Annotated in this window: 25 protein-coding genes; 15 read left to right on the top strand and 10 right to left on the bottom strand. The window is 70.5% G+C overall.

Annotated features, from left to right (window positions below):
* The first annotated feature begins 73 nt into the window (after nucleotides 1-73).
* The 3 genes from ACWGKQ_RS05590 (at nucleotide 74) to ACWGKQ_RS05580 (ending at nucleotide 2,920) form a co-directional block, all read left to right on the top strand.
* Entirely contained in the window at nucleotides 74-481 is a 408-nt protein-coding gene (locus tag ACWGKQ_RS05590) for an ATP-binding protein (RefSeq protein ID WP_453290573.1), read from the top strand.
* A complete protein-coding gene (locus tag ACWGKQ_RS05585) occupies nucleotides 481-1,377 on the top strand; it encodes a hypothetical protein (protein WP_453290572.1) in 897 nt (298 codons plus the stop codon). Before ACWGKQ_RS05590 ends, ACWGKQ_RS05585 begins: the two co-directional genes overlap by 1 nt.
* A 454-nt stretch (nucleotides 1,378-1,831) precedes the next feature.
* Nucleotides 1,832-2,920, top strand: a complete 1,089-nt coding sequence (locus ACWGKQ_RS05580; RefSeq protein WP_453290571.1) for a glutamate--cysteine ligase 2 — start codon at nucleotides 1,832-1,834, stop codon at nucleotides 2,918-2,920.
* A gap of 50 nt (nucleotides 2,921-2,970) precedes the next feature.
* Here ACWGKQ_RS05580 and ACWGKQ_RS05575 read toward each other — a convergent pair whose 3' ends face one another.
* Nucleotides 2,971-3,627 carry a class I SAM-dependent DNA methyltransferase gene (locus tag ACWGKQ_RS05575; RefSeq protein ID WP_453290570.1) on the bottom strand — a complete coding sequence of 219 codons (657 nt, stop codon included), beginning with the start codon at nucleotides 3,625-3,627 and terminating at the stop codon, nucleotides 2,971-2,973.
* 260 nt (nucleotides 3,628-3,887) lie between these two features.
* Between ACWGKQ_RS05575 and ACWGKQ_RS05570 the strand changes: the two genes are divergently transcribed.
* The 8 genes from ACWGKQ_RS05570 (at nucleotide 3,888) to ACWGKQ_RS05535 (ending at nucleotide 13,924) form a co-directional block, all read left to right on the top strand.
* Nucleotides 3,888-5,105: a M20 family metallopeptidase gene (locus ACWGKQ_RS05570; protein WP_453290569.1), complete on the top strand. Its 1,218-nt coding sequence runs from the start codon at nucleotides 3,888-3,890 to the stop codon at nucleotides 5,103-5,105.
* 347 nt (nucleotides 5,106-5,452) lie between these two features.
* Nucleotides 5,453-6,484, top strand: coding sequence for a BMP family lipoprotein (locus tag ACWGKQ_RS05565; RefSeq protein WP_453290568.1), 1,032 nt, complete (start codon nucleotides 5,453-5,455; stop codon nucleotides 6,482-6,484).
* Between the two features lie 266 nt (nucleotides 6,485-6,750).
* The gene (locus ACWGKQ_RS05560) at nucleotides 6,751-7,800 is read left to right on the top strand and encodes a BMP family lipoprotein (RefSeq protein ID WP_453290567.1); all 1,050 of its coding nucleotides are present in this window, start codon (nucleotides 6,751-6,753) and stop codon (nucleotides 7,798-7,800) included.
* Between the two features lie 272 nt (nucleotides 7,801-8,072).
* A complete protein-coding gene (locus ACWGKQ_RS05555; RefSeq protein ID WP_453290758.1) occupies nucleotides 8,073-9,791 on the top strand; it encodes an ABC transporter ATP-binding protein in 1,719 nt (572 codons plus the stop codon).
* On the top strand, nucleotides 9,788-10,909 hold the full coding sequence (locus ACWGKQ_RS05550; protein WP_453290566.1) for an ABC transporter permease: 1,122 nt from the start codon (nucleotides 9,788-9,790) through the stop codon (nucleotides 10,907-10,909). The genes ACWGKQ_RS05555 and ACWGKQ_RS05550 overlap by 4 nt, the downstream gene beginning before the upstream one ends.
* Nucleotides 10,909-12,171 (top strand): ABC transporter permease, encoded by a 1,263-nt coding sequence (locus ACWGKQ_RS05545; protein WP_453290565.1) that lies wholly within the window; start codon nucleotides 10,909-10,911, stop codon nucleotides 12,169-12,171. Before ACWGKQ_RS05550 ends, ACWGKQ_RS05545 begins: the two co-directional genes overlap by 1 nt.
* On the top strand, nucleotides 12,168-12,572 hold the full coding sequence (locus tag ACWGKQ_RS05540; protein ID WP_453290564.1) for a cytidine deaminase: 405 nt from the start codon (nucleotides 12,168-12,170) through the stop codon (nucleotides 12,570-12,572). The genes ACWGKQ_RS05545 and ACWGKQ_RS05540 overlap by 4 nt, the downstream gene beginning before the upstream one ends.
* A 74-nt stretch (nucleotides 12,573-12,646) precedes the next feature.
* Nucleotides 12,647-13,924, top strand: a complete 1,278-nt coding sequence (locus ACWGKQ_RS05535) for a thymidine phosphorylase (RefSeq protein WP_453290757.1) — start codon at nucleotides 12,647-12,649, stop codon at nucleotides 13,922-13,924.
* Nucleotides 13,925-13,955: 31 nt separating this feature from the next.
* On the opposite strand, the gene ACWGKQ_RS05530 is transcribed toward ACWGKQ_RS05535, so the two are convergent.
* Nucleotides 13,956-14,876, bottom strand: coding sequence for an AEC family transporter (locus ACWGKQ_RS05530; RefSeq protein ID WP_453290563.1), 921 nt, complete (start codon nucleotides 14,874-14,876; stop codon nucleotides 13,956-13,958).
* 199 nt (nucleotides 14,877-15,075) lie between these two features.
* Here ACWGKQ_RS05530 and ACWGKQ_RS05525 point away from each other — a divergent pair, with 199 nt between their 5' ends.
* On the top strand, nucleotides 15,076-15,429 hold the full coding sequence (locus ACWGKQ_RS05525; protein ID WP_453290562.1) for an STAS domain-containing protein: 354 nt from the start codon (nucleotides 15,076-15,078) through the stop codon (nucleotides 15,427-15,429).
* On the opposite strand, the gene ACWGKQ_RS05520 is transcribed toward ACWGKQ_RS05525, so the two are convergent.
* Nucleotides 15,313-16,326 carry a sigma-70 family RNA polymerase sigma factor gene (locus tag ACWGKQ_RS05520; protein ID WP_453290561.1) on the bottom strand — a complete coding sequence of 338 codons (1,014 nt, stop codon included), beginning with the start codon at nucleotides 16,324-16,326 and terminating at the stop codon, nucleotides 15,313-15,315. The two genes, ACWGKQ_RS05525 and ACWGKQ_RS05520, sit on opposite strands and share 117 nt — an antisense overlap.
* 230 nt (nucleotides 16,327-16,556) lie before the next feature.
* On the bottom strand, nucleotides 16,557-17,825 hold the full coding sequence (locus ACWGKQ_RS05515; RefSeq protein WP_453290560.1) for an MFS transporter: 1,269 nt from the start codon (nucleotides 17,823-17,825) through the stop codon (nucleotides 16,557-16,559).
* A 63-nt stretch (nucleotides 17,826-17,888) separates the two neighbouring features.
* On the opposite strand from ACWGKQ_RS05515, the gene ACWGKQ_RS05510 reads away from it, so the two are divergent.
* Nucleotides 17,889-18,839 carry a LysR family transcriptional regulator gene (locus tag ACWGKQ_RS05510; protein WP_453290559.1) on the top strand — a complete coding sequence of 317 codons (951 nt, stop codon included), beginning with the start codon at nucleotides 17,889-17,891 and terminating at the stop codon, nucleotides 18,837-18,839.
* 53 nt (nucleotides 18,840-18,892) lie between these two features.
* Here ACWGKQ_RS05510 and ACWGKQ_RS05505 read toward each other — a convergent pair whose 3' ends face one another.
* Nucleotides 18,893-19,657: an alpha/beta hydrolase family protein gene (locus ACWGKQ_RS05505; protein ID WP_453290558.1), complete on the bottom strand. Its 765-nt coding sequence runs from the start codon at nucleotides 19,655-19,657 to the stop codon at nucleotides 18,893-18,895.
* Between the two features lie 123 nt (nucleotides 19,658-19,780).
* On the opposite strand from ACWGKQ_RS05505, the gene ACWGKQ_RS05500 reads away from it, so the two are divergent.
* Entirely contained in the window at nucleotides 19,781-20,938 is a 1,158-nt protein-coding gene (locus tag ACWGKQ_RS05500; protein ID WP_453290557.1) for an adenosine deaminase, read from the top strand.
* Between the two features lie 151 nt (nucleotides 20,939-21,089).
* Entirely contained in the window at nucleotides 21,090-21,440 is a 351-nt protein-coding gene (locus ACWGKQ_RS05495; protein ID WP_453290556.1) for an ATP-binding protein, read from the top strand.
* 82 nt (nucleotides 21,441-21,522) lie between these two features.
* Here ACWGKQ_RS05495 and ACWGKQ_RS05490 read toward each other — a convergent pair whose 3' ends face one another.
* The 5 genes from ACWGKQ_RS05490 to afsQ1 form a co-directional block, all read right to left on the bottom strand.
* A complete protein-coding gene (locus ACWGKQ_RS05490; protein ID WP_189265849.1) occupies nucleotides 21,523-21,720 on the bottom strand; it encodes a PspC domain-containing protein in 198 nt (65 codons plus the stop codon).
* A gap of 96 nt (nucleotides 21,721-21,816) precedes the next feature.
* Complete coding sequence (locus ACWGKQ_RS05485; protein ID WP_453290555.1) at nucleotides 21,817-22,368, bottom strand: VanZ family protein; 552 nt, start codon at nucleotides 22,366-22,368, stop codon at nucleotides 21,817-21,819.
* A 190-nt stretch (nucleotides 22,369-22,558) separates the two neighbouring features.
* The gene (locus ACWGKQ_RS05480) at nucleotides 22,559-23,161 is read right to left on the bottom strand and encodes a hypothetical protein (RefSeq protein WP_453290554.1); all 603 of its coding nucleotides are present in this window, start codon (nucleotides 23,159-23,161) and stop codon (nucleotides 22,559-22,561) included.
* The gene (locus ACWGKQ_RS05475; protein ID WP_453290553.1) at nucleotides 23,161-24,732 is read right to left on the bottom strand and encodes an ATP-binding protein; all 1,572 of its coding nucleotides are present in this window, start codon (nucleotides 24,730-24,732) and stop codon (nucleotides 23,161-23,163) included. The genes ACWGKQ_RS05480 and ACWGKQ_RS05475 overlap by 1 nt, the downstream gene beginning before the upstream one ends.
* Nucleotides 24,729-25,406 carry a two-component system response regulator AfsQ1 gene (gene afsQ1, locus ACWGKQ_RS05470; protein WP_174855921.1) on the bottom strand — a complete coding sequence of 226 codons (678 nt, stop codon included), beginning with the start codon at nucleotides 25,404-25,406 and terminating at the stop codon, nucleotides 24,729-24,731. Before afsQ1 ends, ACWGKQ_RS05475 begins: the two co-directional genes overlap by 4 nt.
* Nucleotides 25,407-25,507 lie beyond the last annotated feature (101 nt).

Genomic DNA, 25,507 nt, shown 5'->3' with positions numbered 1-25,507 from the left:
TGCACCGCACCGTAGCTGTGCGGCGATGCCACCGTGCGTGAAATCCCCTTCATCTGACCGGAGTTGATGACGCATGCCCGAGACCTGGGACTACACGCTCTCCATCCCCAACGACCTCAGAGCGGTGACGATCTGCCGCCGCACCCTGCGGCTGATCCTGACGATGCACGGCTTGATCGGCTTGGTGGACACGGCGGAGCTGCTGGCTGCGGAACTGGTCTCGAATGCCGTGCGGCATACCAAGGGGCCGTCCGCTTTGAGGGTCCGGCGTTCCCCGGAGGGCACCGTGTGGATCGGGGCGTGGGATGCGGATCCCGTGCCTCCGAAGCCGCCGGGGTCGTTGGGGGCGGTGGCGGGCCTTGAAGAGGCGGGGCGGGGGTTGGGGCTGGTGGTGGCGTGTGCGGACTGCTGGGGGTGGCAGCCGTCGGCTCGGTTCGGGGAGCGGGGCAAGTTCGTGTGGTGTGAGCTGGCGGTGGCGTGATGGTGGGGTCGTCGCATGAGGCGTTGCATCGGATCTTCCAGAAGGATCCGGGGTTGCTGACGCATGCGTTACAGCGGGTGCTGGGCGTTCCGTTTCCCGAGACACGGGAGATCGCGGCGATGAACGTGGATCTGACGGAGATCGAGCCGATCGAGCGTCGGGTGGACACGTTGTTGCGGGCGGAGACGGACGAGGGGACGTATCTCCTGGTCGTCGAGTCGAAGGGAAAGGCGGACGATCGTAAGCGGGGGAGCTGGCCGTACTACCTGTCGTACCTGTACGAGAAGTACCGGTGTGAGCCGGTGCTGATCGTGATCACGCAGAGCAGTGCGACGGCGAAGTGGGCGGCGCAGCCGATCCAGCTCGGCTTGCGGGGGTGGGAGTCGCTGACGGTGCGTCCGCTGGTGCTGGGGCCGGACAACGTGCCGGTGATCGCGGATGTGCGGGAGGCCGAGGAGGACGTACCTCTTGCGGTGCTGTCGGCCATGACGCATGGGCGGGGCAGGCAGGCCCCGGCCATACTGGAGTCGCTGGCAGCCGCCCTGAAGACCATCGACCGTGACAGTGCCGCGGTGTTCGTGCAGTTCGTCGATTCGTGCCTGGTAGATCCCCGGGCGAAGCAGATGTGGAGGGACCTGATGACGGCGATCCAGTACTTCTGGCGGCACCCGCTGGCGGAACAGGTGCGTGAGGAAGGCCGGGAGGAAGGCCGGGAGCAGGGGCGGGTTCAGGAGCGTGCCGAGATGGTGCTGCGGCTCCTGGAGTGGCGCGGTGTTCCGGTGAGTGACTCGGTGCGTGAGCGGGTGGATGCCTGCACCGATCTGGACCGGCTCGAAATCTGGGCCCAGCGTGCCATGCACGTCACGGATGCCGCGGAGCTGTTCGTCGAGGAGTGAACGCCTGGGCCGCACGCTTCCCCGCAGCGTCGTGCCTCCGCGAGCCGCGTCAACGGCGCTGCGCGTCGCCTTCGGCGATGACCCTTCGGGCCACCCTTGACCCGGCTCGCTCCGGCACGGGTGAGAAGCGAGCGGGCGGCCTGGGAAGGCGGGGGCCCGGCCGGGGTTCGCGGGCGCCGGGCGCTGGAGGCTCGCCGTCGGTCGACGGGTGCCGGCGCGCCGCGCATGCACGCCGGGGGCTCGGGCGGCTTGCGGTGGGTGGTGATTGGCGGATGTGTGTTGTCGGGGGAGCGGAGGGTGTGGGGGCTGGTGACACGAATCCTCCGATCGAAGGGTCGGCCGTGGGCTGAGGGGGCGGGGCGGGCGCGGCGGTAGGTGTCCCCTGGGCCCGGCTGGGAAGTCGGGGGGTACAGCCTGCTGCGGATGGTCGTGGCGTGACGGAGGGCGGTCTCAGGTGCGTACCGTCGGAGTGGAGGAAGAGCTTCTGCTCGTCGACCCGGAGACGGGGCAGCCCCGGGCGCTGGCGGCTGCGGTGCTGGCGCGGGCGGCGTTGGCCGATCCGGGGCAGGACGTGTTCGAGAAGGAGCTCTACGGGCAGATGCTGGAGTTCGCCACCCATCCGCAGTCGGACATGGCGGAGCTGGGGGAGGAGATCATCCGGTGCCGCAAGGAGGCCGCCCGGCTGGCCGGGGAGCTCGGGTGTACCGTCGTCGCGCTCGCCGCGTCGCCGCTGCCCGTCAGCCCCTCCATCAGTGTGAACCGGCGCTACCAGTGGCTGGCCGAGCAGTACGGCATCGCCACCCGGGACCAGCTGGTGTGCGGTTGCCATGTGCACGTGGCCGTGGGGTCCGACGAGGAGGGCGTGGCGGTGCTGGACCGGTTGCGGCCGTGGCTGCCGGTGCTTGTCGCGATCAGCGCCAACTCGCCGCTGTGGCAGGGCAACGACACCGGGTACGCCAGCTACCGCAGCCAGGTGTGGTCGCGCTGGCCGTCCGCCGGTCCGGTGGAGCTCTTCCGGTCCGCGGAGCGGTACCACCGGCTGGTCGCGGACATGGTGGCCACCGGCGTCATCCTGGACGAGGGGATGGCCTACTTCGACGCCCGGCTGGCCCGGCGTTATCCGACCGTGGAGATCCGGGTCGCGGATGTCTGCCTGCGGGCCGGGACCGCGGTGCTGGTGGCCACTCTCGCCCGGGCGCTGGTGGAGACGGCGGCGCGGGAGTGGCGGGAGGGGCGGGAGGCCGTCGACCACGGGGTGGGGTTGCAGCGGCTGGCCGGCTGGCGGGCCGCGCGGTCGGGGCTCGGCGGGGAACTGCTCGATCCCGGCACCCTGCGGCCCCGTGCGGCACCCGCCGTAGTGGACGCCCTGCTCGCGCACACCAGGGACGCCCTCGCCGGCAGCGGTGACCTGGCGGCCGTGGCGGAGGGCGTGGAGCGGTTGCTGCGGTGCGGCAACGGCGCCGACGAGCAGCGGGAGCTGCTGGCGACGGCCGGGAGCCTGCGCGACGTCGTCACGGGGTGCGTGCAGCGCACCCAGGAGTGACGCCCGCCCCCCACCCTGCCCCCGTGCCCCCATGCCTCGCCCGGCGCCCCTCAGCCCGGCTTGCGGGCCAGGACGAACGCCCGGGGCCACTTCTCCGACTCCACCGGCTCCCGGATCAGGGTCGCCGCCACCTCCAGGCCCGCCTTGACCAGCATGTCGCCCACCGCGTACGCGGGACGCCAGTAGTAGCGCAGGTCGATCTCGCGGCCGAAGCGTTCGGAGAGGTGGAGGCCGGGCGGCTCGCCCTTCTGGAAGGCCAGCAGGACGTGGCCGCCGGGGACCAGGGTGCGGTGGAAGCCGGCGAAGGTCGCCGGGAGGTGGTCGTCCGGGACGTGGATGATCGAGTAGAGGGCGAGGATGCCGCCGAGGGTCTCGTCGGGCAGCTCCAGGGACGTCATGGAGCCCCGGTGGAAGCGGACGGCGGGGTGGGCCTCGCGGGCCAGGTCGACCATGGCGGGGGAGAGGTCGATACCGAAGGCCGGGACTCCCAGGTCGTGCAGATGGGCGGTGATGTCGCCCGGGCCACTGCCCAGGTCGGCGACCGGGGCGGTGCCGTTCGCCTTCACCAGTGCGGCGAACGCGGCGATCATCGACATGTCCACCGGCCGTTCGGGCAGGCCGGGGAAGGCGGCGGTGTAGTCCTTGGCGATCGTGTCGTAGGACGTACGGGTGGTCTGTATGAAGTCGGGGGTCTCCGGGTCCGTCACGGTCGCGCACGCTACCGGGCGGACGCGGTCCGCGTGGCGAAGTCGCGGTTGCGGCTCGATCCCGTTTCGGTGGATGGACAGGACCGGCGTGATCGTCGCCAGGCGTGGTATGCGTGGAAGAGGAAACATAGGTGTTACCCAGCCACGTCCGAGGTCATGCGTCCGCGGTCAGATTTTCTTCCCCTAACGGGCTGAACTTTTGTTGATCTCGGGTCAGTTGACCCTTCGGGCGTCCTACCCTTCAGAGGGTGAACCAATTGATGTCCACAGAGACCGAGGCCGACCTTCCCGGGGATGTGCTCCCCGGCGTGCTCAGCGAGGAACTGCACGCCGAACTCGTCGCCTTCCGCCGCGACCTGCACATGCATCCCGAACTAGGGAACCAGGAGTTCCGCACCACAGCCGCCATCAAGGAACGGCTGGAAAAGGCCGGTCTCCGGCCGCGTGTCCTCCCGTCGGGGACCGGGCTCATCTGTGACATCGGACCGGTCGGGGACGGGCTTCCGGTGCTCGCCCTGCGCGCGGACATCGACGCCCTGCCGATCCCGGACATGAAGACCGAGTGCGCGTACCGGTCCACCGTGCCGGACCGGGCGCATGCCTGTGGGCATGACGTGCATACGACAGTGGTGCTGGGCGCCGGACTGGTGCTCGCCGACCTGCACGAGCGGGGGCAGCTGCCGCGGCCCGTGCGGCTGCTCTTCCAGCCCGCCGAGGAGGTGCTGCCCGGCGGCGCCGCGGACGCCATCGAGGCCGGCGTGCTGGACGGGGTGGGGCGGATCATCGCCGTGCACTGCGACCCCCGCGTGGACGTGGGGCGGATCGGGCTCAGGACCGGCGCCATCACCAGCGCCTGCGACCGCATCGAGGTGGCCCTGGACGGCCCCGGCGGGCACACCGCACGGCCGCATCTGACCACCGACCTGGTCACCGCCGCCGCCCGGGTCGCCGTCGACGTGCCCGCGCTCATCGGGCGGCGCGTGGACACCCGCAGCGGGCTCGCCGTGACCTGGGGCCGGATCGAGTGCGGGCACGCGCCCAACGTGATCCCCCAGCACGCCGAGCTGTCCGGGACCGTGCGCTGCCTGGACCTGGAGGCCTGGCGGACGGCGCCGGACGTCGTGCACGCGGCGATCGACGAGATCGCGACCCTGCACCGGGCCAAGTCCGAGATCAACTACGTGCGCGGGGTGCCGCCGGTCGTCAACGACCCGGTGATCACCGAGCTGCTGCGGGACGCGATGACCGCCCGGCGCGGCACCGAGTCCATCGAGACCACCGAGCAGAGCCTCGGCGGCGAGGACTTCTCCTGGTACCTGGAGCACGTGCCGGGCGCGCTGGCGCGGCTCGGGGTGCGCACGCCGGGCGAGCGGACCGCGCGCGATCTGCACCAGGGCGACTTCGACGCCGACGAGCGCGCCATCACCGTCGGTGTGGAGCTGTTCACGGCCGCCGCCCTGATCGACGCGACCATGTAGTCGTACCGGCGGAAGTCGTATCAGACGGCGGGAGAAACGGTCAGCTTGCCGCACCCGCCGCCGTACGGCCCACAGGGGGCGAAGGAGTGTCCGATCGGCACCCCTTCGCCCCCTTGTGTCACCCTGCCGTAACCGTTGGTCTCTGCTTGTAACCCGGAGTCGGCACGGTTCGATAACGGCCCGGAGAAACCCCGTTCCCCTCCCCTTCTACGCGCGTTACTGTGCGCCGAAATCGCCACCGAGGGTGGACGGTTGGGGAAGCGGACCGATGACGGTGCCGTGGGGACGAAGGGGTGCTTGCTGTGCGTTATATCTCGGGTCGGAAAACTCGGTTCTCCCAAGCTGCGGTGACCGTTGCCGTCATCGCCCTCGCGGCCGCCGGATGCGGCAAGTCCAGCCAGGACAGTGGCGGGACGAGCACCACCTCGTCCGGCAAGTACAACGGCAAGGGCATCGGTCTCGCCTACGACATCGGCGGCAAGGGCGACCAGTCCTTCAACGACGCCGCCTACGCCGGCTTCCAGAAGGCCGAGAAGGACTTCGGCATCAGCGGCCGGGACATCGAGCCGCAGGACGGCGAGTCCGACGCGGACAAGGTGCAGCGCCTCGACACGCTGGCCAGGGCCGGCTACAACCCGATCATCGGGGTCGGCTACTCCTACGCGCCCGCGGTCAAGGAGGTCGCGGCCAAGTACCCCAAGATCACCTTCGGCATCATCGACGACAACGAGGTGACGGCCTCCAACGTCGTCGACATGGTCTTCGCGGCGGAGCAGTCGTCGTACCTCGCGGGTGTCGCCGCGGCCTCCGCCACCAAGAAGGACCACATCGGCTTCATCGGCGGCGTGGACGTACCGCTCATCCACACCTTCGAGGCGGGCTTCGACCAGGGCGCCAAGTCGGTCGACCCGAAGATCAAGATCGAGTCGCAGTACCTGACCCAGACGGCCCAGGAGGGCGGCTTCTCCAGCCCCGACAAGGGCAAGGCCGCGGCGCAGGGGCAGATCGACGCCGGTGCGGACGTCATCTACCACGCGGCCGGTCTCTCCGGCCAGGGCGTGATCGAAGCCGCCGCCACCGCCAAGGTGTGGGCGATCGGCGTCGACTCCGACCAGTACAGCCAGAGCGCGCTCGCCAAGTACAAGGACTACATCCTCGGCTCCGCGCTGAAGAACGTCGGCGGCGCCGTGTACGACCTGGTCAAGTCGGTCCACGAGGGCAAGCCGGAGAGCGGTGTCGTCAACGGCACCCTGAAGACCGGTGGCGTCGGCTTCGCGGACACCAACCCGAAGTACAAGGCTCTGACCAAGGTCGTCGCCGCCGTCGACAAGGCCAAGCAGGACATCATCGACGGCAAGGTCACCGTCAACACCAAGTAATGCGACATATATATAAGGCCGGGTGATCACCCGGCCTTGTACGGACGGGCGGTGGACGGCCGGAGGTGGGCCGCCCACGCGCCGTTGCAGTTCCCGCGCCCCTTGCCTACCGCAAGGGGCGCAGTGCTGTGCGTAGCCTTGGCCGTGACTGTGGCCACAGCTAGATAACGGACCGGACATTGGGGGTTTTCCGTCTGGTCTACGCGCGTTACGCTGCCGCGGAACCAGCGCCTGGTTTGGGCGCTTGCACGAAGGAGTCTCGTTCCATGCGCCGGGTGTCCCGTATTGCCGTTGCAGGCGTTGCAACCGCAGCCCTCGCCGTCACCGTTTCAGCGTGCGGCAGCTCGTCCAGCTCGTCCACCGGCAAGGGGGGCGCGTCCAAGGGTGTCGGCCTCGCCTACGACGTCGGCGGCAAGGGTGACCAGTCCTTCAACGACGCCGCCTACGCCGGCTTCCAGAAGGCCAACAAGGAGTTCGGCGTCACCGGCCGGGACATCGAGCCGCAGGACGGCGAGTCCGACGCGGACAAGGTGCAGCGCCTGGAGACCCTGGCCCGCGCCGGCTACAACCCGGTGATCGGTGTCGGCTTCGCCTACGCGCCCGCCGTCAAGGAGGCCGCCGCGAAGTACCCGAAGGTCAGCTTCGGCATCATCGACGACAACGAGGACCAGGCGAGCAACGTCGCCGACATGGTCTTCCACGAGGAGCAGTCCTCGTACCTGGCCGGCGTCACCGCCGCGCTGACCACCAAGTCCAACACCGTCGGCTTCATCGGCGGCGTGGACGTCCCGCTGATCCACAAGTTCGAGGCGGGCTTCGAGCAGGGCGTCAAGGACACCAAGAAGAACATCACGGTCAAGGCCCAGTACCTGACCCAGACCGCCCAGGAGGGCGGCTTCTCCAGCCCCGACAAGGGCGAGGCCGCCGCCGAGGGCCAGATCGGCGCCGGTGCCGACGTGGTCTACGCCGCCGCCGGTCTCTCCGGCCAGGGCGTCATCAAGGCCGCCGCCGCGCACAAGGTGTGGGCGATCGGCGTCGACTCCGACCAGTACAACCAGGCCGCGCTGTCGAAGTACAAGAACTACATCCTGACCTCGGCCCTCAAGAACGTCGAGGGCGCGGTGTACGACCTCGCCAAGTCCGTCATCAAGGACAAGAAGCCGCTGTCCGGCGAGATCCGCGGCTCCCTGAACAACGGCGGCGTCGGCCTGGCCGACTCCAACCCGGTCTTCAAGAACAACGCCACCCTGCAGGCCGCGCTCAAGAAGGCCGAGGCCGGCATCAAGGACGGCTCCATCACGGTCAAGACCTCCTGACTCAGGGGTCATGGCCTTGTCGTAGGCATGGTCAAAAGAACGCTGTAATGGCAGCGTTACGGCCACGGAACGGGGTGCGGGAAGGATGACCTTCCCGCGCCTCTGCCATAGATCCGGCACCTTCGGACGGTCTACGGCAGGGACACACCTCGTTCGCGCGGCAGAATGCTCGGAACGGATCGAGAGCAGCAAAAGCTCGGTCAGGTCCGGGCACTATTTAAAGCAGGGGCGCTACGCGCGTAGAGCGGCCCCTTTCCCTAGGAGAGTGCGCCATCGACGCGTCCAGCAGCCCTCCGCTCACCGCAGAGACGACAGCCGCGGTCGAGCTGGCGGGGATCACCAAGCGATTCCCGGGTGTCGTAGCCAACCACGACATCCACCTGTCCGTCCGCAAGGGCACCGTGCATGCCCTGGTCGGTGAGAACGGGGCCGGCAAGTCGACCCTGATGAAGATCCTCTACGGCATGCAGAAGCCGGACGAGGGCACCATCACGGTCGACGGCGAGCAGGCCGCCTTCTCGTCCCCGGCCGACGCCATCGCGCGCGGCATCGGCATGGTCCACCAGCACTTCATGCTGGCGGACAACCTGACGGTGCTCGAGAACGTCGTGCTCGGCAGCGAGAAGCTCTACGGCATCGGCGGCAACGCCCGGAAGAAGATCAAGGAGATCTCCGACCGCTACGGCCTCGGCATCCGCCCGGACGCCCTGGTCGAGGACCTCGGCGTCGCCGACCGGCAGCGCGTGGAGATCCTCAAGGTCCTCTACCGCGGCGCCAAGACCCTGATCCTCGACGAGCCCACCGCGGTCCTGGTCCCGCAGGAGGTCGACGCACTCTTCGACAACCTGCGCGAGCTGAAGTCCGAGGGCCTGTCGGTCATCTTCATCTCCCACAAGCTCGGCGAGGTGCTGTCCGTCGCCGACGACATCACCGTCATCCGGCGCGGTACCACCGTCGGCACCGCGATCCCCTCCGAGACCACCCCCCGCCAGCTCGCCGAGCTGATGGTCGGCAGCGAGCTGCCCACCCCGGAGACCGCCGAGTCCACCGTCACCGACAAGGCCGTCGTCACGGTGAAGAACCTCACCGTCTACGCCGGCGGCGGCATCGCCTCCCTCGGCGAGGTCGGCGCCCAGCCCGAGACCGCGACGGTCGGCTCGGCCGGCGCCACGGCACGCGGCGACGTCCTCGACGAGGCCACCACCCCCGGCGCCGCCAAGCGCGTCCTCGACGACGTCTCCTTCACCATCCACGCCGGCGAGGTCATGGGCATCGCGGGTGTCGAGGGCAACGGCCAGACCGAGCTGATCGACGCGCTCATCGGCACCAAGCACGCCGACTCCGGCGCGATCGAGTTCCTCGGCGAGGACATCACCGGCTGGCAGACCCGCAAGCGGCGGGAGTCCGGCGTCGGCTACATCCCCGAGGACCGGCACCGCCAGGGCCTGCTCCTGGAGTCCCCGCTCTGGGAGAACCGCATCCTCGGCCACGTCACCGAGAAGCCCAACGCGAAGGGCTTCTGGCTGGACATCAAGGGCGCCCAGGCCGACACCCGCCGGATCGTCGAGGAGTTCGACGTCCGCACCCCCGGCATCGACGTCACCGCCGCCTCGCTCTCCGGCGGCAACCAGCAGAAGCTGATCGTCGGCCGCGAGATGAGCCACAACCCGAAGTTCCTGATCGCCGCCCACCCCACCCGCGGTGTGGACGTCGGCGCGCAGGCGCAGATCTGGGACCGCATCCGGGAGGCCCGCCGTGAGGGCCTCGCGGTGCTCCTGATCTCCGCCGACCTGGACGAGCTGATCGGCCTGTCGGACACCCTGCGGGTGATCTACGACGGGAAGCTGGTCGCCGACGCCGACCCGGCCACGATCACCCCGGAGGAGCTGGGCTCCGCCATGACGGGTGCCGCGTCCGGCCACCTGGAACACGTAGACACCGCCCCAGAAGAACACGAAGGCGCCGCTGGTCCGGAGGACGAGGCCCGATGAAGAAGTTCGACAAGGAGCGGGTGCTCCTCGCGGTGGCCGGCCCGGTCATCGCGCTCGTCCTGGCGATCGCGCTGACGTCGATCGTGCTGCTGGCCTCGAACCGCAACCCGTTCGAGCCGTACGTGCTGATGCTCCAGCAGCTGCCGTACTCGGACATCCAGGTCCTGATCATCAACCAGGCGGCGATGTACTACATCGCGGCCATCGCGGTCGCCCTCGGCTTCCGCATGAACCTGTTCAACATCGGCGTCGACGGCCAGTACCGCCTCGCCGCCGTGATGACGGCCGTGGTCGGCGCCAACGTGGGCCTGCCCGCCTTCCTGCAGATCCCGATGCTGCTCCTGGTCGCCATGTTCACCGGCGCCTTCTGGGCCGGTATCGCGGGCGTCCTCAAGGTCACCCGGGGGGTCAGCGAGGTCGTCTCCACGATCATGCTGAACGCCATCGCCACCAGCGTCATCGGCTACGTCACCCTCTCCAACGTGTGGGGCGTGCAGGTCGGCAACAACATGACGACCGGCGTGATGAAGAAGTCCGGCTGGTTCCCCGGCATCAACCTGGGCTCCGACGTCGGCGACATCTACGGCATGGTCTTCGTCGCCATCGCCCTCGGCATCGGCTACTGGATCGTCCTCAACCGCACCCGCTTCGGCTTCGACCTGCGCGCCACCGGCGCCTCCGAGTCCGCCGCGGCCGCCTCCGGTGTCGACGCCAAGCGCATGGTCCTGGTCTCCATGCTGATCTCCGGCGCCGTCTCCGGCCTCGCGGGCCTCCCGCTGCTGCTCGGCGACTCCCACACCTACAGCCTCGACTTCCCGGCCGGCCTCGGCTTCACCGCCATCGGCATCGCCCTGCTCGGCCGCAACAACCCCGGCGGCATCGCCTTCGCCGCCCTGCTGTGGGCCTTCCTCGACAAGGCCTCGCCCGCCCTCGACTACGCCACCCCGGTGGCGTACGAGAAGGAGATCGCCACGATCATGCAGGGCCTGATCGTCTTCTCCGTCGTCATCTCCTACGAAGCCGTACGCCAGTGGGGCCTGCGCCGCCAGCAGCGCCAGGTCGGCGCGGAGCTCGCCGCGGCCGCCGCCCAGAACACCAAGAAGGAGGTGGCGGCCTGATGTCCACCGCGACCATCGCCAAGCCGCAGGCGAAGCAGCCCGGCAAGGGCGGCCGCCGAATGTCGCTCCCGGTACTCCTGCTGGTCATCGCGGGCGTCCTGATCCTGACCTCCGCCGTACGCCTGATCACCGGCGCCGACGGCATCACCTCGACCGGCCAGATGTCCACCGCGCTGCGCCTCGCCGTGCCGATCGGCCTCGCCGGTCTGGGCGGTCTGTGGGCCGAGCGCGCGGGCGTCGTCAACATCGGCCTCGAGGGCATGATGATCCTGGGCACCTGGTTCGGCGCCTGGGCCGGCTACCAGTGGGGCCCCTGGGTCGGCGTGGTCTTCGGCATCCTCGGCGGCGCGCTCGGCGCCCTGCTGCACGCCGTCGCCACCGTCACCTTCAACGTCAACCACATCGTCTCCGGTGTGGCCCTGAACATCCTCGCCCTGGGCGCCACCCGCTACCTCTCGAAGTTCACCTTCGAGAACGCCGAGGGCGGCTCCTCCAAGCAGTCCCCGCCGATCGACTCGCTCGGCCAGTTCAGCGTGCCGGGCCTGTCCGACTGGCTGAACACGCTCAACGAGAAGCACTGGTTCCTGATCTCCGACATCGCGGGCCTGGTCGGCGGTCTGCTCACCGACCTGTCCCCGCTGACGGTCGTCGCGGTCGCCCTCGTCCCGATCACCTGGTGGGTGCTGTGGCGCACCGCCTTCGGCCTGCGCCTGCGCTCCTGCGGCGAGAACCCGGTCGCGGCCGAGTCCCTCGGCGTCAACGTCTACAAGTACAAGTACATCGCGGTGCTCATCAGCGGTGGCTTCGCGGGCCTGGGCGGCGCCTTCCTCTCCATCGTCGCCTCCAACGTGTACCTGGACGGCCAGACGGCCGGCCGTGGTTACATCGGTCTCGCCGCGATGATCTTCGGCAACTGGATGCCGGGCGGCCTCGCCCTCGGCGCGGGCCTGTTCGGCTACACCGACAGCCTCAACCTGCGCGGCGGCACGGTGAACGTGCACGCCCTGATCCTGCTGATCGCGATCCTGCTGGTGTTCGGCGCCGCCTACCTGGCCTGGCGCAAGAAGTACGTCCCGGCCGCCATCACGGTCGTCATCTCGGTCCTGATGTTCATCTGGTATGCCACCACCAACGAGGTCCCGCGCCAGCTCGTGACCGCGACCCCGTACATCGTCACCCTGCTCGTCCTGTCGCTGTCCGCGCAGTCCCTGCGGATGCCGAAGGCGGACGGCCTGCCGTACCGGAAGGGACAGGGCAAGTGACCGCCGCGGCCGCCGGCTTCGACTGGGAGTCCCTGCGCGCGGAGGCCCGCGAGGCCATGTCCCACGCGTACGCCCCCTACTCCGGCTTCCCGGTCGGGGTCGCGGCCCTGGTGGACGACGGCCGCACGGTCACCGGCTGCAACGTGGAGAACGCGTCGTACGGCCTGGGCCTGTGCGCCGAGTGCGGTCTTGTCTCCCAGCTCCAGCGCACGGGCGGCGGCCGCCTCACGCACTTCACCTGCGTGGACGGCACGGGCGGGCTGCTCGTGCCGTGCGGCCGCTGCCGCCAGCTGCTCTACGAGTTCGGCGGCCCGGACCTCCTCCTGGACACCCCGGAGGGCGTCCTGCCCCTCTCCGAGATGCTGCCCCAGGCCTTCGGCCCGGCCCATCTCACCAAGTAACTCCCGTACGGCCCCTCCGCGTCCGGAGGGGCCGTACGCATCGCACTTCTTTCGAAGGGAACGCCATGGCCACCATGGACGCCATCTCCGTCATCCGCACCAAGCGGGACCGCGGTGAACTCAGCGACCAGCAGATCGACTGGGTCATCGACGCGTACACGCGAGGCGAGGTCGCCGACGAGCAGATGTCGTCGCTCGCGATGGCCATCCTCCTCAACGGCATGAACCGCCGCGAGATCGCCCGCTGGACGGCCGCGATGATCGCCTCCGGCGAGCGCATGGACTTCTCCTCCCTGTCCCGCCCGACCGCCGACAAGCACTCCACGGGCGGCGTCGGCGACAAGATCACGCTGCCGCTGGCGCCCCTCGTCGCCGCCTGCGGCGCGGCCGTCCCCCAGCTCTCCGGCCGCGGCCTCGGCCACACCGGCGGCACCCTGGACAAGCTGGAGTCGATCCCCGGCTGGCGCGCCCTGCTCTCCAACGAGGAGATGCTGTCGGTGCTGGACACCACCGGCGCGGTGATCTGCGCGGCGGGCGACGGCCTGGCCCCCGCCGACAAGAAGCTCTACGCCCTCCGGGACGTCACCGGCACGGTCGAGGCGATCCCGCTGATCGCCTCCTCGATCATGTCGAAGAAGATCGCCGAGGGCACCGGCTCCCTGGTCCTGGACGTGAAGGTCGGCACGGGCGCCTTCATGAAGACCATCGAGGACGCCCGCGAGCTGGCCTCGACCATGGTCGGCCTCGGCACCGACCACGGCGTGAAGACGGTCGCGCTCCTGACGGACATGTCCACCCCCCTCGGCCTCACGGCGGGCAACGCCCTTGAGGTCCGCGAGTCGGTGGAGGTCCTGGCGGGCGGCGGTCCCGCGGACGTTGTCGAGCTGACCATCGCCCTGGCCCGCGAGATGCTCGACGCGGCCGGCGTCCGTGACGCCGACCCGGCGAAGGCCCTTGCCGACGGCTCGGCGATGGACGTCTGGCGCCGGATGATCGCGGCCCAGGGCGGCGACCCGGACGCGGTGCTGCCGGTGGCGAAGGAACAGCACGTGATCAAGGCGCCGTCGTCCGGCGTCCTGACCCGCCTCGACGCCTACGGCATCGGCGTCGCCGCCTGGCGCCTGGGCGCGGGCCGCGCCCGCAAGGAGGACCCGGTGCAGGCGGGCGCGGGCGTCGAACTCCACGCCAAGCCCGGCGACACGGTGACGGCGGGCCAGCCCCTCCTCACCCTGCACACGGACACCCCGGAGCGCTTCGAGTACGCGCTCCAGGCGGTCGAGGGGTCCTACGACATCGCGGCGGCCGGTACGGCCTTCACCGCGTCGCCGGTGGTGCTGGAGCGCATCGCCTGACGACGGCCATGAGCGCGGCGCTGCCGGTCCGTCATCCCAGCAGCGCCGCCACGACCACCAGGACCGGCACCGACAGCACCGTCGACAGCAGGATCGAGTCGCGGGCCAGTTCCTCGCCGACGCGATAGGTGCTGGCGTAGGTGTACAGGTTCTGGGCGGCCGGCAGCGCCGAGGTCACCGTCACGTCGAGCAGGGGCGCCCCGTGCAGGTCGAAGACGGCCGATGCCAGGGCCCAGGCGGCCAGCGGTTGCCCCACCGACTTGAGGGCAACGGACAGGAACACCGGATGCCGGTCCCGGCCCCGGCCCGGCGGGGTGCTGCCGCGCAGCGAGATGCCGAAGGCGAGCAGGACCGCCGGGACGGACATGTTGCCGATCAGGGTCAGGGGGTCCATGACCGGGCCGGGCACCCGGATGCCGAGTGCCGAGACCGCGACTCCGGTGAGGGAGCCGACGGCTATCGGGTTGCGCAGCGGCGCCAGCAGCCGGCGCCACCAGGGGCCCTTCTCACCCATGCCGGCCACGTCGAGGACCGTCAGGGCGACCGGGGTGAGGACGACCACCTGGAAGAGCAGCACCGGTGCCACCAGGGACGCGTCGCCCAGCACGTACACCGCGATCGGGATGCCGAGATTGCCGGAGTTGACGTAGCTCGAGCACAGCGCGCCGATCGTCGTACGTCCCACGCCCCAGTGCCGTACGACGCCCACCGCCACGAACGCGCCCGCCGCCGCTGCCGTGCTCAGGGCCGTCACCAGGAGGCGGCTGGAGAAGATCACCGCCAGGTCGGCCTTGGCGAGGGTGGTGAAGAGCAGGGCGGGGGAGGCGACGTGGAAGGCGAGCTTGGTGAGGACCTCGCGGCCGTTCGCCCCCAGGTGACCGCCGCGGCCGAGGACATAGCCGACGGCGATGACGATTGCGATCACCGCGAAGCCGCTCAGCACCCCCTGCACGGGACCCCCTTGCGGGGGAGGAGACCGTAGGGCGTACCGGGCGCTGCTGATCCGTGGGGCATACAGCCAACCCTCTGCGCCGGTCAGGTGCAGGTCAACGTTGTGTTGCTTGTGATGCTTGTGATCTGCGCGACCGTGCGAGGGGCGGGCACGCCGTACCTACCGATGAGTTGTCAGGGCGTCACCGGTCTACCGCCTCGTGGATGCCCTGACCCCCGCCGTGCTGGTGCTGTCGGGCCCCGTCGCCAGGGACGAGGTGCCGGGGCTGTGCGACGACGTGCGCGAGCTGCTGGCGGTCACCGGTGCCGGAGCCGTCGTCTGTGACGTGGCCGGTCTCGGGCCGCCGGGGCTGGCGGCCGTCGACCTGCTGGCCCGGCTGGAACTGGCGGCCCGCAGGGCGGGAGGGCGGATCAGGCTCCGCGACCCCGACCCGGCCCTACGCTCCCTCCTCCGTTTCGTCGGCCTTCGCCTCCAGGTGGAGGGGGAGATCGAAGAGCGGGAACCAGCGCTTGGTGTCGAGGAAGAAGTGGAACCCGGTCAGCCGGCCGTCTGAGATCTCCAGGACCTGGACGGACCAGGGGCTCCAGCCGCCGGTGTCCGGGTCGGGCTTGTACTGGGCGAACCCGGGCAGGCCGTTGACCTGGACCGGGAACAGGCGCGAGCCCTCGCAGGCGGAGCCGATGGTGGTCATGAAGCCGGTGATGTCGTCGTGACCGGTGAGCCACAGGTCGAACGGCGGCATCGTCATGATGGCGTCCTCGTGGAGCAGTGCCGTCAGTGCCGTCATGTCATAGCCCTCGAAGGCCGCGACATAGCGCTCCAGGAGCTTCTGCTGCTCCTCGTCGAGCGGGTCGGAGACCTCGGCGGCGGCGCCCGACTGCTGCTGCTCGGCCAGGGTGGCCCGGGCCCGCTGCAACGCGCTGTTGACCGACGCGACGGTGGTGCCGAGGAGCTCGGCCACCTCGGTCGCCTTCCAGGCCAGCACCTCGCGCAGGATCAGCACCACCCGCTGCTTCGGCGGCAGCTGCTGGAGCGCGGCCATGAAAGCCAGCCGGATCGACTCCTTGGCCACGGCCGCCTCCGCCGGGTCGTCCACCGTCGGCAGCACGCGCGCGTCCGGCACCGGCTCCAGCCAGGTGTTGTCGGGGCGGGGCGAGAGCGCCGCCTGGGCCAGCGGCGTCGACTCGCTGAGGTCCATCGGCCGGGCCCGCTTGTTGCCCGCGCTGAGCATGTCCAGGCACACGTTGGTCGCGATCCGGTACAGCCACGACCGCAGGCTGGAGCGGCCCTCGAACTTGTCGTAACTCCGCCAGGCCCGCACCAGGGTGTCCTGCACCGCGTCCTCGGCCTCGAAGGACGAGCCGAGCATGCGGTAGCAGTACCCGGTCAGCTCGGTCCGGTGCTTCTCCAGTGCGACGTCCAGCTCCGCCGTCGCCGTGCTGTCGGTCATCTTCCGTCCACCCACCCCTGTGGCCGTTCCTGTTCGCGCGCCATTGCGCTCCAGCACTTCGGAAGGTATCGCAGGGGACTGACAATGGCGCCCGGAGTGGGGAAACGTGCAGGTGAGATGGGGTGCGCCCACGGGGGTGGGGTGCGCGGTGGGATGGCGGGTGCGGCGTCGTCGTGGCTTGTCGCGCAGTTCCCCGCGCCCCTTTCGGGGCGCTCCAGTGAGGGCGCTGATCAGTGAGCGTTCGCCAGGACCTGCCTGCGTGCGGCCACCGAGCCCAGGACCGTGATGGTCACGACGCCCAGGATGGCGAGGAGGCCGACGCCGACCGTGCCCGACCAGCCCTCCGCGTGGAAGGCCATTGCCCCTACCGTGCTGCCCGCGCTGGAGCCGATGTAGTAGGCGGACTGGTAGAGGGCCGAGGCCTGGGCGCGGCCGTGGGTGGCTGTCTTGCTGACCGCGGAGGAGGCCACCGCGTGGCCCGCGAAGAAGCCCGCGGTGATCAGGACCAGGCCCAGCAGGACCAGGGGGAGCGAGTCGGCCAGGGAGAGCAGCAGGCCGGTGGCCGTCGTGCCGCCCGCCAGGTAGAGGGCGCCCCGGCGGCCCAGGCGGCCGACCAGGCGGCCCGCCGTGGACGCGGACACCGTGCCCACCAGGTACACCAGGAAGATCGAGCCGATGATGCCCTGGGGGAGCGAGAAGGGCTCCTCGGTCAGCCGGTAGCCGATCACCGTGTACACGCCGCCGAAGACGGTCATGAACAGCGCGCCGATCGCGTACAGGCGGCGCAGCAGCGGGTCGGCCAGGTGGTCGCGGACCGTGCCGAGCAGCCGGCGCGGGTGCAGCGAGCCCGCCTTGAAGTGCCGCGGGGCGGGGAGGAGGAGCCGGAAGGCGATCGCGCAGCCGACCGCGATCGCGCCCACGACGCCCACGGCGACCCGCCAGCCCCACTCCTGCGCGACCCAGCCGGTGATGACCCGGCCGCTCATCCCGCCGACACTGTTGCCCGCGACGAACAGGCCGATCGCCGTGACCAGCGCCTTCGGGCGGACCTCCTCCGCCAGGTACGCCGTCGCCGACGCCGGCAGACCGGCCAGCGCGGCGCCCTGGACGCCACGGAGCACGATCAGCACGCCCAGCGAGGGTGCGAAGGGGACCAGCAGTCCGACGGTCACCGCCACTGCCAGCGACGCCGTCATGACCGTACGGCGCCCGAAGCGCTCGGAGAGGGCGCTCATCGGGAGGACGAACAGCGCCAGACCGCCGGTCGCCGCCGCCACCGTCCAGCTCGCGTCGCTCGCGGACACGCCGTAGCCGTCCGAGATCAGCGGGAGCAGCGCCTGCGTGGAGTAGAGGAGGGCGAAGGTCGCGACACCGGCGAGGAAGAGCGCGAAGCTCATCCGGCGGTAGCCGGGACCGCCCGGGGTCAGGCGGGAGTCGGAGGCGGGGCGGGACGGGACGGCGTCCAGGGTGGTGGACGCCCCGGTACTGGCGGGAGACATGCCTCGAACGTACGGACCACCACGCTGATCCGTCCAATGCATGGAATCGTCATAATCGTTCCCATGGAGCATCAGCAGAGGTCAGCGGAGCGCCTGTCACCGTACAGTGACACAGAAGACATGGCGATGTTGCTGGCGCCCCGCCTCGCGTACTTCGCCGGCGTGGCCCGCACGGAGCATGTCACCAGGGCCGCCCAGGAGCTCGGCGTCCCCCAGTCCACCCTCTCCCGCGCGATGGCCCGCCTCGAACAGGACCTGGGCGTCGACCTCTTCACCCGGCACGGCCGCACCGTCTCCCTCACCCCCGCCGGCCGCACCTTCCTCGCCTCGGTGGAGCGCGCCCTCGGCGAGGTGCGGCGCGCCGCCGACGAAGTACGCGCCGACGCCGACCCCACGACGGGGAAGGTCGCCTTCGGCTTCCTGCACACGATGGGTGCGGAGACCGTCCCCGGCCTTCTCCAGGCCTTCCGCGTCGACCACCCGCGCATCCGCTTCAGCCTCGTCCAGAACTACGGCGAGGCGATGATCGAGAAGCTGCGGGCGGGCGAGCTGGACCTGTGCCTGACCTCCCCGGTACCGGACGCCCCGGACCTGGCCGCCCGCCGCCTCGACGAACAGAAACTGCGCCTGGTGGTGCCCGCGGACCACCCGCTGGCCACCCGCAGGCGCATCCGCCTCGCGGAAGCCGCCGACGAGACCTTCGTGACCCTGGAACCGGGCTACGGCCTCCGCCGCATCACGGACGACCTGTGCAAGGAGGCGGGCTTCAAGCCGAGGATCGCCTTCGAGGGCGAGGAGGCGGAGACCCTGAGGGGCCTGGTGGCGGCCGGCCTGGGGGTCGCGCTGCTCCCCCCACCCGCCTTTCCCCGCCCGGGAGTCGTGGAACTGACGGTCACAGCCCCAAGAGCGGCCAGAGAAATCGGCCTGGCCTGGCTGGAGGGCCACCCGGACACACCCCCAGTGGCCGCCTTCAAGAAGTTCCTGCTTTCAAGGCGCGGGAGTCTCCTTCCCTAGGGGCGCGGGGAACTGCGCAAAACCACCCACAACCCGCACCCCGTAACCGGACGTCAGCCCCTACGAAGCGACCGGCCGAAGCCCGCGGCAAGTGGCATCCGCAACCCGATCGGCGGCGGCGCAGCCAGCGCGTCCTCCACCGGCCGCGACACAGCCCGCCCGTACAACGCCCCCATGACGAAGTCCGAAGCGAGCGCGAGGACTTCGTCCCGGTGCTGATGCAACCCGTGGCCGTCCGAGTGCACCTCGAACCGGCACACCTCCCGATTCGCCTTCTTCGCCCGCGCCGCCAGCCGGAACGACAGCTCCGGATCGGTCCGTTCGTCGTTCGTGCCGTGCACGATCAGCACCCGCCGCCCCACCAGCTGGCGAACCGGTTCCTCCGGCGCCGCCACGTCCGTCTCGGGCAGCCAGGGGGCGATGGAGACAACGCAGTTGACGGCCTCGTGGCCGCCCGCGTGCAGTGCGGCCCGGCCGCCCATGCCCACGCCCAGGAGGCAGACGGGAACGTCGCCGTAGCGCCGTACCACCTCGTCCGCCGCCCACGTCGCGTCCCCCGCGAGGTTCGCCTCGCTGCCGTTCCAGCCGCGATAGCGGTAGTGGACGACGTGCGCGGCCAGTCCCTCGCCGCGGCCGTCGCGGGCGAGCTTGCGGCCGAGCGCGCGGACCAGGGCCGTCGCCCATACGGGGGACGGCCTGCGCGCGGAGACCTCCTCCCCGCCGGGGAGGAGCAGGACCGCTCCGGTCGCCGTCGTCGGCTCCTGGCCTACTGCCCTGCTCAGGCTGGCCGTTCGGACCGGCGTCGCTTGCTGTGCCATGACAGAACAGTGTCAGAAGAGGCGGTGTACGCGACCCGTCCGTGCGGTCACCATTGCGTATCGACGGAAACGGAAATCTCCGAGTACCGAGCGATCTACGCGCGTAGGAGTTAGAGTGCGGAAATGACGAGCCAGAGCACCGCGAACACCCCGACGCCGGAGCAGATCCGCCGGGCGCCGAAGGTTCTGCTGCACGACCACCTCGACGGCGGCCTGCGTCCGGGAACCGTCGCCGACCTCGCCCGGCAGATCGGGTACGCCGCCCTTCCCGAGACCGACCCGGACAAGCTCGGCATCTGGTTCCGCGAGGCCGCCGACTCCGGTTCGCTGGAGCGGTACCTGGAGACGTTCTCGCACACCGTCGGTGTCATGCAGACCAGGGACGCCCTCGTCCGGGTCGCCCGCGAGTGCGCCGAGGACCTCGCCGAGGACGGCGTCGTCTACGCCGAGGTGCGGTACGCCCCCGAGCAGCACCTGGCGCAGGGGCTGACCCTCGAAGAGGTCGTCGAGGCCGTCAACGAGGGCTTCCGGCAGGGTGAGGCCCTCGCCCGCGAGAACGGCCGGCGGATCCGGGTCGGCGCCCTGCTCACCGCCATGCGGCACGCGGCCCGCTCGCTGGAGATCGCCGAGCTCGCCAACCGCTACCGGGACCTGGGCGTGGTGGGCTTCGACATCGCCGGGGCCGAGGCGGGCTACCCGCCCACCCGGCACCTCGACGCCTTCGAGTACCTCAAGCGCGAGAACAACCACTTCACCATCCACGCCGGTGAGGCCTTCGGGCTCCCGTCCATCTGGCAGGCGCTGCAGTGGTGCGGCGCCGACCGGCTGGGCCACGGGGTGCGGATCATCGACGACATCCAGGTCCACGAGGACGGCACGGTCAAGCTCGGCCGGCTGGCGTCGTACGTCCGCGACAAGCGGATCCCGCTGGAGCTGTGCCCCAGTTCCAACCTCCAGACCGGGGCCGCCGACTCCTATGCCGGCCACCCGATCGGGCTGTTGCGCCGGCTGCACTTCCGGGCCACCGTGAACACCGACAACCGGCTGATGTCCGGGACCAGTATGAGCCGCGAATTCGAGCATCTCGTCGAGGCGTTCGGTTACACGCTCGACGACCTGCAGTGGTTCTCCGTCAATGCGATGAAATCAGCGTTCATTCCTTTCGATGAACGACTTGCGATGATCAATGACGTCGTCAAGCCCGGTTATGCAGAACTCAAATCCGAATGGCTGTTCCAGCAGACCGCCTCCACCAGCGGTTCTGTCGACACGGAGGGCTGATCGGGCATCCGGACGGGGAACGGAATGCGGACGGGCCTTCACTGTCCGTCCGCATTTCGGTGTTTGCGGCGGGCAGTCCGGCATGTTTACGGTCGTGGACCGCTCAGCGTGTTATCCATCCCCGTCTCCGCATTCCAAGGACGCATTGACGATGAAGCAGTCTGCTGCCAAGACCCTCGGTGTCGCCGCTCTCGGTGCCGCCTTCGCCGCCGTCGGCGCGGGCGCGGCCAACGCGGCCCCGGCCGTCCCGGACTCCCAGGCCCTGGACACCGTCACCAAGACGCTGCCGGCCGAGAACGTCTCCAAGGCGCTGCCGGGTGCCGGCGAGGCCGTGGCGCAGGGGCAGAGCGCCCTCCGTGCCGGACTGACCGCCGTTCAGCCGGCCGTCGAGCAGGTCGTCGCCGGCGGTCCGACCAAGCCCGTCGCCGGTCTGCTCGGCGGACTGCCGGTCCAGGGCCTGCCCACGCACGGCCTGCCGGTGAACGGGATTCCGCTCGGCTGACCTCTCCCCGGCCGAGCGGCAACGCCGTTGGGGCGCCCCGGTATCCACCGGGGCGCCCCAACGGCGTTGTCCCACAAGGGGATCACCAGGCGGTGGCCTTCTCCTCCGAGGGGAGGAGGATCCACAGCGCGAGGTAGAGCAGGAACTGCGGGCCCGGCAGCAGGCAGGACAGCAGGAAGATCACCCGCATCGTCGTCGCGGAGGTGCCGAAGCGCCGGGCCAGCGCGGCGCACACTCCGCCGATCATGCGGCCATGGGTGGGGCGGGCGAGGCTGGACATCTGCGGCTCCTTCGTGAGCATCCGGTGCGAGGCGGCCCTTCCGGCCCCCTCGTCTACCCCCAACGCTACGAAGACGAACCGGGTCGAAGCGTCGCTCTACGGGGCGATCCCGACCCTGGGAATCGTCGGGGTACGACCCTGAGCCGCTTCCTCCTGGGGGAGGGCAGCGGGCCGCCGCCGCTCACCCCGCCGGCGCAGCCGGGAGCGGGCCGCCGGAACCACCGCCAGATGCGCGATCACCACACCGGCCGTGTTGAGCAGGATCGAGTCGACGTCCACCACCCGGCCGGGCACCCCGGTCTGGAGCAGGGCGATGCCCAGCGAGATCATGGCGCCCGCGGCGGCCGAACTGATCAGGGAGGCGAGCGGGGAGACCCGGAGCTTCCCGTGGGCCATCGGACCCAGCACACCCAGCGGGGCGAGCAGCGCGAGCCCCTCGCCGATCCGGTGGGCCGCCTCGCGCCAGCCGAGCGCCAGGTCGGTGCGGATACCGGCGAAGGGGTGCAGGTTGGCGGGCATCACCCAGGGCACGTGCAGCGGCCGCAGCATCAGCCAGGCGACGAACACGAGATGTGCGACAAGGAGGACACCCCCTGTCACACGGACGCGGATCGCGGCGCTGCCGCCGATGGAGCCTTGACGCTGCACGCCCCCCAAGACGCGCCCGCGCACACGATCGGTTCCGGATGTGAGGGGTGAGGCCTTGAACACACACCCCCGAGACGCCCCCCAGGAGACGCGCCCCGTCAGGGGCGCGGGGAACTGCGCGACCAGCCCCCACCGGCCCGCACCCGCCGCACGACCTTCCTTGACACCCCCCAAGGCGCCCCGACGCCCCTCACTTGGAAGCCACCTCGGTGGACGGGGGCCGGCTGCCACTCGGAGAGTTCCGCACCGCGTCCGTGCACTCGTACCGCCGCAACGCCTCCGTCCCCGGCCCCCCGAGGATCACCGACCCGTCCCCCTCCGCCGCCGCCGAGTCGGACAGCGTGCACACGATCTGGGCGAGCGCGTACGACGTCAGCTGCGGCGGCGACGTACTCAGCCGCAGCGTGTCGTCGGGATCCCCGGCCCGCGGTCCCCAGACGCTCATCCCGCCCCGCACGTACGTCGTGTAGCCGGCCTCCTTCTCGGCGGCCGACGGCGTCTCGGCGAGCTGGTCGAGCAGCCCCTGGGCGACGAGCACCCGCCGCTTGGCGTCCGCCGAACCGTCGGGGACGCGCACCTCCCGGTCGACCGTCACCAGCGAGGAACCGCACAGCAGGAACACCTGCACCGGCACCCCGTGCGCGTCCTGCGCCGACAGATCCGGCTGGGTCATCGAGCACGGCACCCGCGAGGGCGCCCCGCCGAAGTCGGTCGGCACCTCGGTGGCCCGGATCCCGCACCCGGAGAGCGCGAGCGCCAGCCCGGCGACGGCCACAAGTCTTCCTGCGTGCATCAGGCGCCCTTCTCCCCGGCTTCCCCGGCGTCCTTGCTCTCCTCCGCCGGCTGCGAGGCGTCCCCGTCCCGGGGCAGCCGGAGGGTGAACACCGCACCGCCCTCGGGGGAGTTCGCGGCGGTGATGGAACCGCCGTGGATACGGGCGTTCTCCGTCGCGATGGACAGGCCCAGGCCGCTGCCCTCGGAACGCGGCCGGGAGGCGCTGGCCTTGTAGAACCGGTCGAACACGTGCGGTAGCACATCCTCCGGGATACCCGGACCGTGGTCCCGCACCGCGATGACCAGAACCTCCCCGTCGATCCGCACCGACACCCGCACCGGCGAACCGCCGTGCTTGAGCGCGTTGCCGATCAGGTTGGCGAGGATGACGTCGAGGCGGCGCGGGTCGAGGCGGGCGTGGATGCCGCGCTCGGCGTCCAGGTCCACCGCGTCCAGCCAGGCGCGGGCGTCGATGCAGGCGGTGATCTGGTCGGCGATGTCGACGTCGTCGAGGACGAGACGGGCCGTGCCGGCGTCGAAGCGGGTGACCTCCATCAGGTTCTCGACGAGGTCGTTGAGCCGGCGCGTCTCGCTGACCACCAGCCGGACGGCGGGCTCGATCATCGGGTCCACCGACCCGGACTCCGCCTCCAGCTCCTCCTCCAGGATCTCCGTCACGGCGGTGATCGCGGTGAGCGGGGTACGGAGTTCATGGCTCATGTCCGCGACGAACCGCCGCGACGCGTCGTCCCGCGCGGCCATGTCGTCGACCCGCTTCTCCAGCGCCTCGGCGGCGTCGTTGAACGTCCGGGAGAGATCGGCGAGTTCGTCCGTCCCCGACACCCGCAGCCGGGTGTCCAGCCTGCCCTCGCCGAGCCGCCGCGCGGCGACCCCCAGCCGGTGCACCGGCTTCAGCACGGTCGTGGCGGCGGCCTGCGCCAGCAGTGCCGAACCGATGAGAGCGAGCCCGGTGGCGATCCCCAGCGACCACGCCAGCGAGTTGAGGTCCTTCGCCTCCGGCTCCAGCGACTTCATCATGTAGCCGGTCGGCCCGCCGCCGATCAGCCGCGTCCCGGCGACCAGGTACGGCGTGCCGTGGTCGACGACCCGCTGCCAGTACAGGTGGTACGCCGCCGTGTTGGAGTCGGTGACCTTCTGCTGCTTGTCGACGGCCTTCCGCAGCGAGGTCGGCACGTCGTCGAGCGCGAACGCGCTGAGCCCGTCCGAACTGCCGTACACGGTCTTGCCGCCGGTGTCCTCGCCGACCAGCAGCACGCTGAACCGCTGGCTGCTGTTGGCCATCTGCCCGGCCGTGCGCTGCAGTTCGTCCTGCGTCGGATGCACCGGCAGCGCACCGGCCCGGTTCTGCATCTCCTGCTGGAAGTCGCGCAGCACCGCGTCCTGGGTACGGGTGAGCACGGCCTCGCGGTTGAGCCAGTACGCGATGCCGGACGCGGACACGGCGGCGGTCAGCGCGACCAGCCCGAAGACGACGACGAGCCGCAGCCGCAGACTGGTGAAACGCAGCCGGGACATGGCTCCCTTGCGATCCGCGGCCCAGCCGCGGAAACCCCCCTGCGCGTCCGTCACTGAGGGGCGTCCAGGCGGTAGCCGACACCACGCACGGTACGGATCAGGGTCGGCGACGAGGGCACGTCCTCCACCTTGGCGCGCAGCCGCTGCACACAGGCGTCCACGAGCCGCGAGTCACCGAGGTAGTCGTGCTCCCAGACCAGCCGCAGCAGCTGCTGCCGGGACAGCGCCTGCCCAGGCCGCCGGCTCAGTTCGAGCAGCAGCCGCAGCTCGGTCGGCGTCAGCTGGAGATCCTCGCCGTTCTTCGTCACGGTCATCGCGGACCGGTCGATGACGACGTTGCCGTAGGTCGCCGAGTCGCTGGACTCCCGCTCCCCGCGGCGCAGCACGGCCCGGATCCGGGCGTCGAGCACCCGGCCCTGGACCGGTTTGACGACATAGTCGTCGGCCCCGGACTCCAGCCCGACCACCACGTCGATGTCGTCACTGCGCGCGGTCAGCAGAATGATCGGCAACTGGTCCGTGCGCCGGATCCGCCGGCACACCTCGAACCCGTCGATGCCGGGCAGCATGACATCGAGGACGATCAGATCGGGCCGCTGCTCACGCAACAGCTTCAGACCGTCCTCACCGGTCGCAGCGGTGGCCACCCGGTGTCCCTGGCGCGTCAGAGAAAGCTCCAGGGCCGTACGGATGGCGTCGTCGTCCTCGATCAGCAACAGGGAAGGCACGGGCTCATTCTGGCCCATGCAGGGCCTGTCGTACGACCTGTGCGGCGCGCAGCTCCCCGCAAACCTCTGTACCGCCACCACCTGTGCACCTTCTGTGGACG

Source organism: Streptomyces sp. NPDC054770 (assembly GCF_053611985.1).
Note: the sequence above shows the minus strand (reverse complement) of the source record. Positions and strands in the feature narration are given on the sequence as shown.